Source organism: Acidiphilium sp. AL (genome assembly GCF_025499445.1).
Taxonomy (GTDB): Bacteria; Pseudomonadota; Alphaproteobacteria; order Acetobacterales; family Acetobacteraceae; genus Acidiphilium; species Acidiphilium iwatense.
This window is the reverse complement of record NZ_JAIMBZ010000001.1, coordinates 14,396-28,540: the sequence shown is the minus strand read 5'-3', so window position 1 is coordinate 28,540 and position 14,145 is coordinate 14,396. Positions and strand designations below refer to the sequence as shown.

The window sequence follows — 14,145 nt, the reverse complement described above, 5'->3', positions numbered from 1 at the left end:
AGTTTAGCAGGATTCGCGCTCAGCCTGCCAGCACCGCAACCGGCAGAGCGGCGAACAGGGTTTTAAGCTTGAACCCATCGCCCGTGGGAGCGATCTGGCGATCGGCGAGCACGTCGCGCCACGGGGCTGTATCATCACCGCCCAGCCTCATGCGCGTATCCTGCCAGGATGCGGCGGGCACGAGAGGCGTTTCGGCGGTGCCAAGGAGCGGTATGGCGAGGCGGGTGACCGCGACGATCAGGCGCTGCGAGCCGTGGCTGCGCTGGAACGCGAGGGCGTGGACGGCGTGTTCGCCTTCGATGTCGAGCGGCATGTAATCGCCTGACTCGAACAGGGCGGGATGAGCGGCGCGGCGTGCGAGCAGGCGCGCGATGATCGCCTGTTTGATCCGCCCGTCATGCCAGGAGGCGAGCAGATCGGTGGGTTGGGATTGCGCCGCGAGAGTTTCGGCGCGGCGGGAAAAATCGACTTGGCGGCGGTTGTCGGGATCGACCAGGCTTTGATCCCAGAATTCGGCGCCCTGGTAGAGATCGGGGATACCGGGGGAGGTGTATTTCAGCACCGTCTGGGCGAGGCCGTTGATCGCACCGGCGGGGCCGATACGGCGGGCGCAGTCGGCGATTTCGCCAAGCACGGCGGTGGCCCGCGCGGCATCGAACACGCCGTCGAGAAACTGGCGGCAGGCGGCTTCGTAGGTTTCGTCGGGTGCTGCCCATTCGGAGCGGAGCTTGGCCTCGCGGATGGATTTTTCCCACCAGCCCCAGACGCGTTCCACGAAATCGCCGGCATGATCCAGCGCTGATCCGATCGGCCAAGCGGCGACGAGCGTTTGATAGAGCATCAGTTCGTCGGCCTCGGAGGGCGCACGGCCCGAATCGAGCTCGCGGACGAACGACGTGTTGAGTCGCGTCCAACGCGCTAACGCCGCCTCCCATTCCGCCGGAATTTCGGAGAGGACGGCGAGGCGCGCACGCGTGTCCTCCCCGCGCTTGTGGTCATGGGTTGCTGTGGCGAGCATGGCGCGCGGCAGGTTCGCGCGGCGCTGCGCCTGGGCGGCGTGGAACGCTGCCGGAGTCAGTGAAAACTGTGCGGGCGTACTGCCGACCTCGTTGCGGGAAAGCAAACGTCCGTAGCGATAGAACGCGGTATCCTCGACGGATTTTGCCGCGACGGGAGCGGAGAGTTGCTGAAAGCGGACCATGACGCGGCGATGCAGCGCGCGCCGGGCGATGGGTTCGCGCGCGAGTGGACGGTCGGCCAGCCAATGGCGAATTTGATGAAGCAGGTTGCGATCGGCAACGCGAAAACCGCGCAGCGCGCGCGCAAGCGCCCAGTTCATCGCCTGTTCGTCGGTGGCGGCGCTGCCGGCGGCACCAGCATAGATGCGATAGACCGGGAAATTAACCAGCAACTCGGCAAGCGCACGGCGCAAAGCGGTGAGCGTGATATCACGGGTTGCAAGATCGGCGGCGGCGAGACGATGTAGCAAGGCAGCCGTGCCATTCCATTCGCTGGTCAGATTATCGCGCAGAACCTGACGTCGCGCCTCGTGTTCCTCGTCCTCGAAATTCGGGCTGCGGCCCGAGAACCGCGCCCAGAGAGCGGCAAGCGGCTCGGCACCTTCGGGATCATGCAGGATAGCGGCGACCTCGTTCATGAAATCATAACCGGTGGTGCCGTCGGTTTGCCAATCGGCGCGCAGCCGTTCATGCGGTGCGAGGATTTTTTCGACGATGATGTAAGGTGGATCCTGTGCCGCACCCTTGGAACGATTACGACCGGCAGCCGTGAGGGCGCGGCGTAATTTACGACAATAGGCGCGCGGATCGGCGAGGCCATCGACATGGTCGATACGCACGCCGTCGATCAGGCCGCGCGCGTAAAGATCGAGGATCAACCGGTGGGATTCATCGAACACCCAGGGAATTTCGACGCGAATGCCCGCGAGCGTGTTGATGTCGAAAAAACGGCGCCAGTTGATTTCGTCGGCGGCGGCACGCCAGAAGGTCAGACGATAATTTTGCGTTTCCAGCAACGTATGGAGGCGTGCTCGGCCGGTTTCGGATGTCGCATCGTAGCGCGCCATGGCAATGGCAAGACCCGCCGCGCCATGTGGCGTGGCGAGTGCCGCGACAAGCCGGCGACGTGCCGTTTCGGCGAGTGGGCGAGCGATTTCGGGCCGATCCGCGAGATCGGCGGCGGCGGTGAAATGGGCGATGGCATCGGCAAAGCGTTTCGGCGCGGCCTGCAGAACCGTGGCGGCACCCAAAGGCGACAGCGGAAATTCGTGCTCGTGATAGACCACTGAAAGCCTGCCACTCACCGTATTACAGGCAAGATGCAGATTGCCGGATTGCAGGGCAGCGCCGTAGGATTCGCCCAGAAACGGTGCCATGACCTTGTCATGCAGCGCAGGATCGGGGGGCGTCCAATCGATGTCGAACGCATCTGCGTAGGGGCTGGCGCGGCCCCATTCCAGCACGTCCATCCACCAGCGATTGTCGGTGCCGCCTACGCCCATATGATTGGGAACGATGTCGAGAACGAGGCCCATGCGATGCGCGTTCAACGCTTCGGTGAGGCGGAGGAATCCGGATTCACCGCCCAGTTCCGAGTTGATCGTGGCGTGATCGACGATGTCGTAGCCATGGGCGGAACCTGAACGCGCTTTCAGAATCGGCGACGCATAGAGATGGCTGATGCCCAGCGCGGCCAGATAAGGGACCGTGGCAACGCCATCGTCGAAGGTAAAATCAAGATGGAATTGCAGGCGAGCCGTCGCGCGGGGCGTTGTATTCATAATGGTTTCTTCCGCGCACGATCGAGCATCGCAAGACGCGCCGCAACTCGCGGTTCGTCTAACGATGTTACGGAATCGCTTGACAAGCGGCGGCGCCAGTTTGGGTGTTCGTCAATTGTTCCAGGAATGTTCGGCTGCTGGTCGAGCGCCAATGCGTCCTCAAGGGGTAGAATGACAAGATCCGATTGCGCCATCGCAACATGAGCAATGACGGTATCGGCAATGGCATCGCCATCCTCCAAAGCGGGCATATCGCCGCTTGCCACACCGGCGTCCTTGCAGGCGGACCATAAGCATTTCCGGTCATGCGCCCGCTTTTCCGAATCCTCACCGGCAAGGCCGAGACGGTTGCGCCAGGCGATGTCGGTGCCGCGCCACCAGCCGGCAGCGGTCGGAAGGTCGTGCGTCGTCGTCATCGCCACGGTTTCTCGACGCCAATGCGCAGGGGAGGTGAAGCGATCGCCGTTCCGCTCGAACCAGAGAACGCTCATCCCGGAAATACCGTTATGTGCAAGAGATTCTCGAAAGCCACCCGGAACGGTGCCAAGATCCTCCGCAAGGATGATGCCTTGATGACGTGCCGATTCCAGCATGGCAAGGCGCCGCATGTCATCGTACGGAAAGCGTAGGTAACAACCTTCGTTCGCATCGGCACCGTCAGGAATGAGCCAGAGCCGGGCAAGACCCATGGCGTGATCGATGCGTACCCCTCCGGTGGGCTCGAGTGCAGCGCCCAACATATCGCGCAAAGCCGAAAAGCCGCTCCGGCGCAGTCCACGCGGCGAAAAGCTGGTGAGCCCCCAGTTCTGCCCGCGCCGATTAAACTCGTCGGGCGGCGCACCGACCGAAACACCACGCAGCACCTCATTGGGGCGGCTCCAGGCATCGCTGCCGGCGGGATCGACTCCCACCGCAAGATCGGCGATCAATCCGATCGCCATGCCGGACTCAATCGCTGCCGCCTGGGCGTTGCGCAGCCCGGATAACGCACGCCATTGTGCATAGAGGTGAAAAGCAATTTCATCTTGGTTCTGATCGGCGAACCGCACCACTTCGGCATTCGATGGAAACCGCAGGGCTTCGGGCCAATGACGCCAATCCCGCTCTGCGCCGGTTTTCAGTTGATGCGCCGACATCACCTCGAACAATGCGTGGCGGCGAATAACCTCGGGCGCTGCGTTCTGGAACGCCTGGAATATCGGATCATCATGGTCCCGTGCAAAAGCCTCGCGCAGTGCGCGATAACGGGCTGGGGTAGCCGTACGCCAGTCGATCAGATCGCCAGGTGTCGGCAATTCGATCGGGTAATTCACTGGCGCATAGACCGGATTGAGCGCGATGCGGCTTGACGGACTATAGGGGCTGTAATGGCCGGGATCACTGGCATAGAGGGCATGGACCGGGCTGATTGCAACCGCATCGGCGCCATGATGCCCGGCGGCACGTGCGAAATCGGCAAGAGCCGCGAAATCGCCGATGCCGCCGTCATTGTCGCGCCGAAGCCCATAGACTTGAACGGCAAGCCCCCAAGCTTTTCCCGAGCGATCCCGCTTTTGGAGAGCATTGGCAATGGTGAACGCCCGTGCGGGAGCGATTGCCAGTTCGACAATACGGTCGTTGACGTACAGCCGGTGATAACCAGGGCGGGCGATGCCGGCGATGCGGATCCGGCCATATCCAGCATCCTCGGCGAAGCCAGCGGACATCGAGCCGTCATCATAATCGATACGGATAGGAGCCGGCACGCCAGTGAGCGTTATATCGGCGTTTGACTGAGCAGTGATAAAAGCAGGCGTGGTTTGTGCCTCGACCTCGAGTTGCGTGATGCCGTCATGACAGGTTGATTCCGAGTCGGCGTCGAAGCCAAGGGCGGCGAGCAGTACGCGCAGCGTATCGGGAGTAGCGTGATGCTCAGTGCCAAAGACATCGTGCCACACGCATGAAAATCCAACTCGGTCGGCAAGTTCGAAAAGCGCCGTATCGCTCATGCGGGTTGCAGCCAGGCGATTGCCGCGCGAGGTGGCAAAACGTTGTCGGTGCCGACATCTGGCGGCGTTGCGGCGAAAACCGCCCCTGCCCCGGCCTCGCACATAAGTACGCCGATTCCGAAATTGCCGGCGATGGTCAGGATTGCGCCATTGCCAAAACGCCATGCAGCGCGGACACCACTGGTTTCAAGCGCTTCCGCTCCAATGGAGCGTGCACCGGGAATGCCAGGTACAATCGCCTGATGGCGAAGGCGAAGCAGATGGCGATAGAAGGCAAACCACTCGACCGCAGCAGAATCTTCAGCGTTGGCAGCCTGCAAAATCGACACTTCGAATGTCGTTTTGTCGTTCGGATCGGGAATCCTGAGTTGAGCCTCTTCCGACGCGAATTCCTTGAACCTGGCAAATTCACGACGGCGGCCTTGACGAACGGCTTTGGCAAGTTCGGGGTCGCGATGATCGGTGAAATAGAGAAAGGGGCGTGTTTCGCCATACTCCTCTCCCATGAAAATCAGAGGAATCTGTGGCGACAAAAGCAAAAGCAAAATCGCGGCACGCAGGGCACCATGATCGGCCAGCATCGTCAGGCGCTCGCCGAAAGCCCGGTTGCCGATCTGATCGTGATTCTGCAAAAAAGCAACGAAGGCGCTGGGCGGCAGATGAGCGCTCGGCGCACCGCGCACCGTACCGTCACGATGTGACGATGACTCGCCCTGATAGGCAAAACCTTCGCCAAGGCAACGGGCGAGTTGCCGTGCCGGATTGCGATAGTCTTCATAATAGCCACTTTGTTCGCCAGTCAGAAGAACGTGTAGGCAATGATGCGTGTCGTCGGCCCATTGCGCATCGTAAAGCGGTGAAGCGGGTGTGGCGGGCAGCAAGGTTGCATCGTTGTCGTCGTTTTCCAGCACAAGATGGATATGTCTGTCCGACGCGGTATTGGCACGGATCTCGCGCACCATAACATGAAGAAATTCGGAATCCCCGATGGCATGAACGGCATCGAATCGAAGGCCATCGAACCGAAACTCGTTCAGCCAGTAAAGAGCGTTGTCGATGAAATAGCGGCGCACCGGCTCACGACGAAAATCGATGGCACCACCCCATGGAGTTTTGATATCGTCCCGAAAAAATTGTGGCGCGAAACTATGAAAATAATTACTATCTGGACCAAAATGATTATATACTACGTCGAGAAAAACCATGGTGCCGTGACTATGGGCCGTGTCGATCATGTGCTTCAGCGCATTCGGAGCGCCGTAAGCCGTATCGGGCGCGTAAGGCAAAACGCCATCGTAGCCCCAATTTCGTACACCGGGAAAATCCGCGATCGGCATCAATTCGATCGCGGTAACCCCAAGTTTTGCAAGATCCGGTAAACTCGCCTCGATTCCAACAAAGCCGCCGCAAATACCGGGATGAATTTCGTATATGACCGTCTCGTGCCATGGCCGTCCGCGCCAGGTTTCGCATTGCCATGGGTAGGTATCGGGACCGACGAGAATGCTCGCGTCGTGAACGTCGCCATCCTGCAACCGCGAGGCCGGATCGGCGACCACAAGATCAGGCTGCACGCGAAAGCGATAGCGTGTACCGGGAGTACAAAACGCAACGGCAGTGAAGTAGCCTTTTTCATCGCGGTTCATCGCGATCGGCGGTTGTTCGTCGATTTCGAGAGCTATTGCATCGCGCGCCGGTGCCCAAAGAACGAAGCGTGCCGTGCGATCGTCGAGCATCCAAGCGCCTTGTTTTCTGGCGTGCTGTGCCGTAGGCATAATTATGTGTTCTCTTCGATTATCGCACCGAGTACGACCATGGAACGCGAGACGACCATAATCTCGTTACTGCCGAAACGGCTTCGTTCGATCTTTGGATTTGCCGTATCGGCTTCCAACGTCCAGTTCAGGACAGGTTCCGGCAAAATAAAGTTGCGATCCTCTTCGGATGCGTTCAATAACAGAAGCGTAACATCGGGGCACTCAGATTCCTTCGTTGCACGGCGTAATGCGAGCAGGCGCGCCGCAGGATCGGTCCATGTTTCACTGGTAAGTTCATTTGCCTGTTCATCGAACCAGGCGGTATCCATGATTCCGGGGGTGATCGTCTCCAGACCATGACGGAACACCGCGCTGCGCAGGCTTGGATAACGTTGCCGCAGTGCCGTAAGCGTGCCGACGAGGCGAGCCAGTTCCACGGCGCTGCCATCCTTCAGCACCGACCAGTCAAACCAGGAGATACCGTTATTTTGACAATATGCATTATTATTGCCGCGTTGGGTGCGGTTCATTTCATCGCCGCCAAGCAGCATCGGGGTGCCGTAGGAGACAAACAGGGTTGCTAGAAGCGCGCGCTTGAACCGGTCGCGGATCGCATTGATCTCGGGATTGTCAGTTTCTCCTTCGATGCCCCAATTGGCGGAGATATTGTCGCTATGGCCGTCCTGGTTGTTTTCGCCATTTTCGAAATTATGCGTTTCCGCATAGCTAACCAGATCATGCAGGGTGAAACCATCATGTGCGGTGAGGAAGTTGATCGAAGCGAATGGCTTGCGGCGGCGGCGATCGAAAAGCTCGGGTGAACCCATCAGGCGGCGTGCGATTTCGGGGCGCTGGCCAGCATCGCCACGCCAGAAGCGGCGCACACCATCACGAAACTCACCGTTCCATTCAGCGAATCCGGGCGGATGATTGCCGAGTTGATAGCCACCCGGTCCGATATCCCACGGTTCGGAAATCAGCTTGAGACGCGAGAGCAATGGGTCCTGTCGGATTGCGTCGAAAAACCCTGCGCCTGGATCGAAGCCGCCTGTTTCTCGCCCTAGAATCGTGCCGAGGTCGAAGCGGAATCCGTCGACTTGGTAGGCTGTTGCCCAGTACCGCAAACTATCCATCACCATTTGCAAGACGCGCGGGTGGGTGATGTTAAGCGTGTTACCGCAACCCGTGTCGTTGATGAAATGTCGCTCGTGGCCGGGAAACAGGCGATAGTAGCTGGCATTGTCAAGACCGCGCCAGGACAGCGTCGGTCCCATTTCGTTGCCCTCGCAGGTGTGGTTGTAAACCACGTCGAGAATAATCTCGATGCCGGCTTCGTGCAGTCGGCGCACTGCGGCACGAACCTCATTGCCGCCTTGTTCTGCATCGGCCAGATAGGTGGGTTCCGGCGCAAAAAACCCAAGAGTGGAATAACCCCAGTAGTTGCACAGTTTCCGTTCGATCAGGAAGCGGTCTTGCAGATAGGCTTGGATTGGCAGAAATTCGATTGCGGTGATTCCCAGTGCGCGCAAATGATCGATCACACGCGGTTCCTGCAATGCTGCGAAAGTGCCGCGACGTCGCTCTGGAATGTCTTCGTTCAGCTTGGTGAAACCGCGAAGATGCGCTTCGTAGATAACGGTCTCACTCCAGCCGCGATTGGGACGGCGATGATCGCCCCAAGCCGCCGAGTCACCGACGACGATCGATTTCGGCATGGCGAGCGCGCTATCGCGCCGGTCGAAAGAAAGATCGACGCGAGCGGCCCCCACCCTGTAGCCGAACAGAGTATCCGACCAATGAAGCTGTCCGAATAATGCCCTAGCATAAGGGTCCAGCAGCAACTTGTTGGGATTGAAACGGTGTCCTCGTTCCGGTTGATACGGCCCATGAGCGCGGTAGCCGTAGATCAGCCCCGGCAGAGCATCGGGCAGATAGCCGTGAAACACCTCGTCGGTGCAATCCGGCAGATCGTATCGGGCGATTTCACGCCGGCCGCCGCGATCGAAAATGCACAATTCGATACGATCCGCATTGGCCGAGAACACGGCAAAATTGATTCCCAGTCCATCCCATGTCGCTCCCAGAGGATCGGGTTGACCGGGCAGGAGTCTTGGGGGCATGATTGCCATCAGCGATCCTTGCGCAGAATAAGCACGCCGAGCGGTGGTAATGTCAGAGAAAGCGAGGCCGCCATGCCGTGGCTTGCAACGGTTTCTGCGTTGGCCCCGCCAAGATTGCCGAGATCGGAGCCGCCGTAAGTCGCGGCATCGCTGTTCAGCACCTCCACCCAATGACCCGGAGACGGCACGCCAACACGATAGGCGTGGCGCGGGACGGGTGTGAAATTGGCAACGACCAGGATCGTCTCTTCCGAATTGCCAGTTTGGCGCAGCCATGCGAATACGCTTTGGTTGCGATCGTCGCCGATAAGCCAGCGAAACCCCGATGGGTCGAAATCGGTGCAGGACAATGCAGGTTCCGCACAATAGACGCGGTTCAAATCGCGAACGAGATGGCGCACCCCCCCATGATGCGGTGCCTCAGCCTCTGGCCAGGCAAGCTGGAGGTCATGATTCCATTCGTTGGCTTGGCCGAACTCCTGACCCATGAATAGAAGTTTCTTGCCCGGCTGGGTCCACATGAAAGAGAGATAGGCGCGTAGATTGGCGAAGCGCTGCCAGTTGTCGCCGGGCATTTTTCCGAGCAACGACGATTTTCCGTAGACGACTTCGTCATGCGAGATCGGTAAAATAAACCGTTCTGAAAACGCATAGATCAGTCCGAAAGTCATGTCGTCGTGATGATAGCGGCGGTTGATCGGGTCCTGCGCGATATATCGCAGGGTATCGTGCATCCATCCCATGTTCCATTTATGGGTGAAGCCGAGGCCGCCTTTGTCTACCGGAGCGCTGACGCCGGGCCACGCTGTCGATTCCTCGGCGATCAGCATTGATCCTGGCGCGTATTCGGTGATCGCGTCTGATAATTCGAGAAGAAAGTCGATCGCTTCGAGATTTTCCCGGCCGCCGAAACGGTTTGGAATCCATTGCCCTTCGGCGCGCGAATAGTCGCGATAAAGCATCGACGCGACGGCATCGACCCTGATGCCGTCAACGTGATAGCGATCGAGCCAAAACAGAGCGCTCGCGATCAGGAAGTTGCGGACTTCGTTGCGGCCAAAATTATAGATCAACGTATTCCAGTCCTGATGAAATCCCTCGCGTGGGTCTTCATGTTCGTAGAGGGCCGTGCCGTCGAATCGAATCAAACCATAGGCGTCGGTCGGGAAATGCGCGGGAACCCAATCGAGAATGACGCCAAGCCCAGCCACGTGGCAACGATCGACGAAAAAAGCGAATTCGTCAGGCGTGCCGAGAATCGGCATTGGGGCGAATTGTGACAAGGGTTGATAACCCCAGGAACCGCCGAAAGGGTGTGCCATTATCGGCATAAATTCGATATGGGTGAAACCAAGATCGGTAACGTAGGGGATCAGCGTGTCGGCAAGTTCGCGCCAGAGGAACGGGCGCCCATCGTCATGGCGACGCCAGGATGCCACATGAACTTCGTAGATCGACAACGGTGCGTCGGAATGGGCATTGCGCCGCTGCATCCACAAGTCGTCGGTCCAGGAAAATGGCGCGTTATCGCCGACGATGGCGGCTGTGGCAGGCGGCCCTTCAAATTGCCGTGCGATCGGGTCGGCTTTCAGCAGGATCGCACCATCGCGTGTCAGGATCTCGAATTTGTATAGACTGCCGATTGCCAAGCCTGGAATGAACAGCTCCCAGACGCCAGCGCCGTGGCGCAACCGCATCGAGTGGCGCCGGCCGTCCCAGGCGTTGAAGTCGCCGATCACCGAAACACGACACGCATTCGGTGCCCAGATCGCGAAGCGCACGCCAGCGACGCCATCAATCCGCATGAAGACCGCGCCAAGACAATCGGCGAGTTTCAACTGCCGCCCCTCGCCCAGCAGATGCAGATCGAGATCGCCGAGCAAAGGCGGAAATCGATAGGAATCATCGAAAATCTGCACCGAACCGCCCCAATCGACCCGCAGGCGATAGGTATCATTCCGTGTTAGTTCGCCTTCGAAAATTCCTGCTTCATGAATACACCGCATTGTAATTGGCTTTTCGCCGGAGGATGTGAGCAGATCGACGCCGCGTGCTCCCGGCTGGATTGTCCGCACTACGACGTGACCACTAGCTTCGTGCGGGCCAAGGATTGCAAAAGGATCGCCATACCGACCGGCGGCAAGCGCATCCAGCGCGGCGCTGTCAAATGCCGGCATCGAACTCTCCTTCGGCAATCGTGGCGCAGAGATGGATCAGTCCGCCAAGGGGAATATCAAGCCACGAGGGGCGATTTGCTGTTTCGTAGCAGATTTCGTATGCGGCTTTTTCGATCAGAAACAACGATAGCAACCGATCCCACGTGCCCTCGGCAACCCATGGATGAACCGCTTCGGCAGCCACGCTCCGATAGGCGTCGGTGAAGCTTGCGCTTGACGCGACGACAAAGCGGGTCAGGATTGACTGTCGGCGCTCCCGAACACGATCAGTCGAAGCAAAGGTCGCGCGCTCAACCGAAGCTGCGGCGTAATCGAACGAGCGCAACAATCCCGCAACGTCACGCAACGGAGATGCCTTGGCCCGGCGCAGCGCAAGCGGTTTCGCCGGTTCGCCCTCGAAGTCGATGAGATAGGCATCGCCCTGAGCCGCAAGGATCTGACCAAGGTGAAAATCCCCATGAATGCGCGTTTTCAGGGTTCCAATCCCGGCCTCGCCCAATCCAGGTAAAGCTGCTTCAAGCATGCCTCGCGCGGCGATCAGTGCATCGATTTCCTCTGCAACCGCGTCCTCGACATGATCGCGCGCGCGCGCCAGAGCAGCAAAGGCAGCTCCGAGTTGATTGTGCGCGGTATTTACCCATTCTTTGGCGTCGCCTTCTGTGGCATTTAGTGGATTAAAGTCGGGCGATTCGGTTGGTGTTGCAAGAATTGCGTGCATTTCAGCCAAACGTCGACCCATTGTCGCAGCGAAAGGCAGATAGCTCGCGAGTGCGTCCGCCTCCCCTGCTTCGTCGAGCTTCGCGTGGATTGCGGTATCGACCGCACGGCCCAGCGAATCCAAAGTCCATTGCCAGGCATCGCCTTGATTGCGAACGAAGCGCTGCACGACGATCAACGTATTGTTCTGTCCGTCGGCATTCGAGCGGATGACTTCGCCAAGCAATGCAGGTGTGTTGGCGTATCCGGCCTCGGTCAAAAAGCGGCTCATTTCGGTTTCGGGGTGAAGGCCGCTCTCGATTCGGCGCAGAACCTTGATGATCGCGGCATCGCCAACGATCATCGAGCTGTTCGATTGTTCGGCCGAGAAGCGCCGGATTTCCGCATCATCGGTCAGTGGAAGATCGTCGATTTGAGTTGTCGGCAAAAACCGGATTTCGCCGTCTTTGAGCTCGATGCGCGTGCTGTCGCGAAGGTTGGCAATGATGTTGTGTGGCAGCGTATCCAGCGCAAAAGCATCGGTGAGGTAACCGACCCGGCGATGCCGCCGGATTCGTGCCAGCGCCAGTTGCTGCACCAAGGGATTTGTCGTCTCGTCATCCCAGTTAACGGAAAGCGGCACCTGATATGTTTCTTGTGTTTCCCCTGCTTCGACATTCACTTCCGCAAGGAGAAGGCCGGTCTCTTCGCTGCCGACGATATCCGCACGCCCCAGCGTTGCCGCCTTGATCTGGCGATCTTTTCCCGCAAACCAGCGGCGCCGCGCCAGGTAATTCGGCAGACTCTCGGTTTCCAGCACGCGACGCGCTTCGGTATTTAGCACATCCGACAAGCCGTTGCGCATCACGAGTGTGGCGAATTCGGGCAATGATTCTGACGGCTGGATACGCCAACTCGGCATCGTGCCTTCGCTGGCAAGGCTGAACCAGTAGAAGGCATAAGGCGGCAAAGTAAGCATGTATGGCAGTTCGCCCACCGGCGGAAATGGCGATCCGCCGAGGAGATCGACCGGAGCGCGCCCCGCCAGGGCGCTGAGATCGAGCTCGACCGCCTGCGCGGTGCGCGAGAGATTGTAGACGCAGAGAATAACCTCGTCTTCATCGTCGGACTCGGCGAACTCGCGGATATAGGCAAGGATTTTGCGATTGCCGGGATAGAGAAACCGAAGCGTGCCGCGGCCGAAGGCGCGATGGCGGCTGCGCATGGCCAGCATCCGCCGCATCCAGTTCAGCAGCGAATGCGAGTCGGCAGCCTGCGCCTCGACATTGACCGACTGATAACCATAGATCGGGTCCATGATCGGCGGCAGGACAAGTTGCGCCGGATTCACGCGAGAGAATCCGCCATTGCGGTCGGGCGACCATTGCATCGGGGTGCGCACGCCATCACGATCGCCAAGATGGATGTTATCGCCCATGCCGATTTCATCGCCATAGTAGATTACCGGGGTTCCGGGCATCGAGAGCAACAAGCCGTTCATCAGTTCGATGCGCCGCCGATCGTGTTCGAGCAAGGGCGCAAGCCGGCGGCGAATTCCGAGATTGAGCCTCGCGCGCCGGTCTCCGGCATAGGTTTCCCAGAGATAGTCGCGCTCGGAATCGGTGACCATTTCAAGCGTAAGTTCATCGTGATTGCGCAAAAACACCGCCCATTGACAGGATTCCGGGATTGCCGGCGTCTGGCGCATGATGTCGGAAATCGGGAAACGATCTTCCTGGGCGATCGCCATATACATGCGCGGCATCAGCGGAAAGTGAAACGCCATATGGCATTCATCGCCATTGCCGAAATATTGCTGGGCGTCTTCCGGCCATTGATTCGCTTCGGCAAGCAGCATCCGCCCCGGCGAGTGCCGATCCATTGCTTCGCGGATTTGCTTGAGGATCGCATGGGTCTCGGGAAGGTTTTCGTTATTCGTGCCTTCCCGTTCGACGAGATAGGGCACGGCGTCGAGCCGTAAGCCGTCGACGCCAAGGTCGAGCCAGAACCGCATGATCGCCAGGACATCATGGAGAACCCGCGGATTGTCGAAATTGAGATCGGGTTGATGGCTGTAGAAACGATGCCAGTAGTAGGCGCCGGCCACCGCATCCCATGTCCAATTCGATTTCTCGGTGTCGATGAAAATGATGCGCGTGCCATCGTATTTCTGGTCGTTGTCGGACCAGACATAGTAATTGCGTGCGGCCGAGCCCGGTTTTGCCGCGCGGGCACGCTGAAACCACGGGTGCTGGTCCGAAGTGTGGTTGATGACCAGTTCGGTAATCACGCGAATGCCGCGCTGATGCGCCGCGTCGATAAGACGACGTAGATCGGCGAGCGTGCCATATTCTTCGTGGACTGCGCGGTAGGAGCTGATGTCGTAGCCGTCGTCCCGCCTGGGCGATGGGTAGAATGGCAGAAGCCAGATCGCCGTGACTCCAAGCTCCGCGATGTAGTCCAATTTCTCCATAAGTCCGATAAAATCGCCCACACCGTCATTGTTCTTGTCGAAAAAAGACTTGACATGAACTTGGTAGATCACCGCGTCCTTATACCACAGCGGATCGTCATTCGGGGGACTCGCAGCCGATTTCATCGGGCGTT

6 protein-coding genes are annotated in these 14,145 nt (G+C 59.0%); all 6 read right to left on the bottom strand.

Annotated features, from left to right (window positions below; genetic code table 11):
- Positions 1 to 19: 19 nt before the first annotated feature.
- From treY to treS, 6 genes are read right to left on the bottom strand one after another with little or no spacing between them, the layout of a single operon-like run.
- Positions 20 to 2,800, bottom strand: a complete 2,781-nt coding sequence (gene treY / locus AiwAL_RS00100) for a malto-oligosyltrehalose synthase (protein ID WP_262311867.1) — start codon at positions 2,798 to 2,800, stop codon at positions 20 to 22.
- Positions 2,797 to 4,788: a 4-alpha-glucanotransferase gene (gene malQ / locus AiwAL_RS00095; protein WP_235703394.1), complete on the bottom strand. Its 1,992-nt coding sequence runs from the start codon at positions 4,786 to 4,788 to the stop codon at positions 2,797 to 2,799. The genes treY and malQ overlap by 4 nt, the downstream gene beginning before the upstream one ends.
- The gene (gene treZ, locus AiwAL_RS00090; RefSeq protein WP_262311866.1) at positions 4,785 to 6,524 is read right to left on the bottom strand and encodes a malto-oligosyltrehalose trehalohydrolase; all 1,740 of its coding nucleotides are present in this window, start codon (positions 6,522 to 6,524) and stop codon (positions 4,785 to 4,787) included. The genes malQ and treZ overlap by 4 nt, the downstream gene beginning before the upstream one ends.
- A gap of 41 nt (positions 6,525 to 6,565) precedes the next feature.
- The gene (gene glgX, locus AiwAL_RS00085) at positions 6,566 to 8,674 is read right to left on the bottom strand and encodes a glycogen debranching protein GlgX (protein WP_262311865.1); all 2,109 of its coding nucleotides are present in this window, start codon (positions 8,672 to 8,674) and stop codon (positions 6,566 to 6,568) included.
- Positions 8,674 to 10,842: a 1,4-alpha-glucan branching protein GlgB gene (glgB, locus tag AiwAL_RS00080; RefSeq protein ID WP_235703391.1), complete on the bottom strand. Its 2,169-nt coding sequence runs from the start codon at positions 10,840 to 10,842 to the stop codon at positions 8,674 to 8,676. The genes glgX and glgB overlap by 1 nt, the downstream gene beginning before the upstream one ends.
- On the bottom strand, positions 10,829 to 14,137 hold the full coding sequence (gene treS, locus AiwAL_RS00075; protein ID WP_407932525.1) for a maltose alpha-D-glucosyltransferase: 3,309 nt from the start codon (positions 14,135 to 14,137) through the stop codon (positions 10,829 to 10,831). The genes glgB and treS overlap by 14 nt, the downstream gene beginning before the upstream one ends.
- Between the last annotated feature and the right edge of the window lie 8 nt (positions 14,138 to 14,145).

Bases quoted from the DNA above. Each gene is read 5' to 3' on its own strand.
- malQ (WP_235703394.1), bottom strand. From the start codon at position 4,788: ATGAGCGATACGGCGCTTTTCGAACTTGCCGACCGAGTTGGATTTTCA.
- treY (WP_262311867.1), bottom strand. From the start codon at position 2,800: ATGAATACAACGCCCCGCGCGACGGCTCGCCTGCAATTCCATCTTGAT.
- glgB (WP_235703391.1), bottom strand. From the start codon at position 10,842: ATGCCGGCATTTGACAGCGCCGCGCTGGATGCGCTTGCCGCCGGTCGG.
- treZ (WP_262311866.1), bottom strand. From the start codon at position 6,524: ATGCTCGACGATCGCACGGCACGCTTCGTTCTTTGGGCACCGGCGCGC.
- glgX (WP_262311865.1), bottom strand. From the start codon at position 8,674: ATGGCAATCATGCCCCCAAGACTCCTGCCCGGTCAACCCGATCCTCTG.
- treS (WP_407932525.1), bottom strand. From the start codon at position 14,137: ATGAAATCGGCTGCGAGTCCCCCGAATGACGATCCGCTGTGGTATAAG.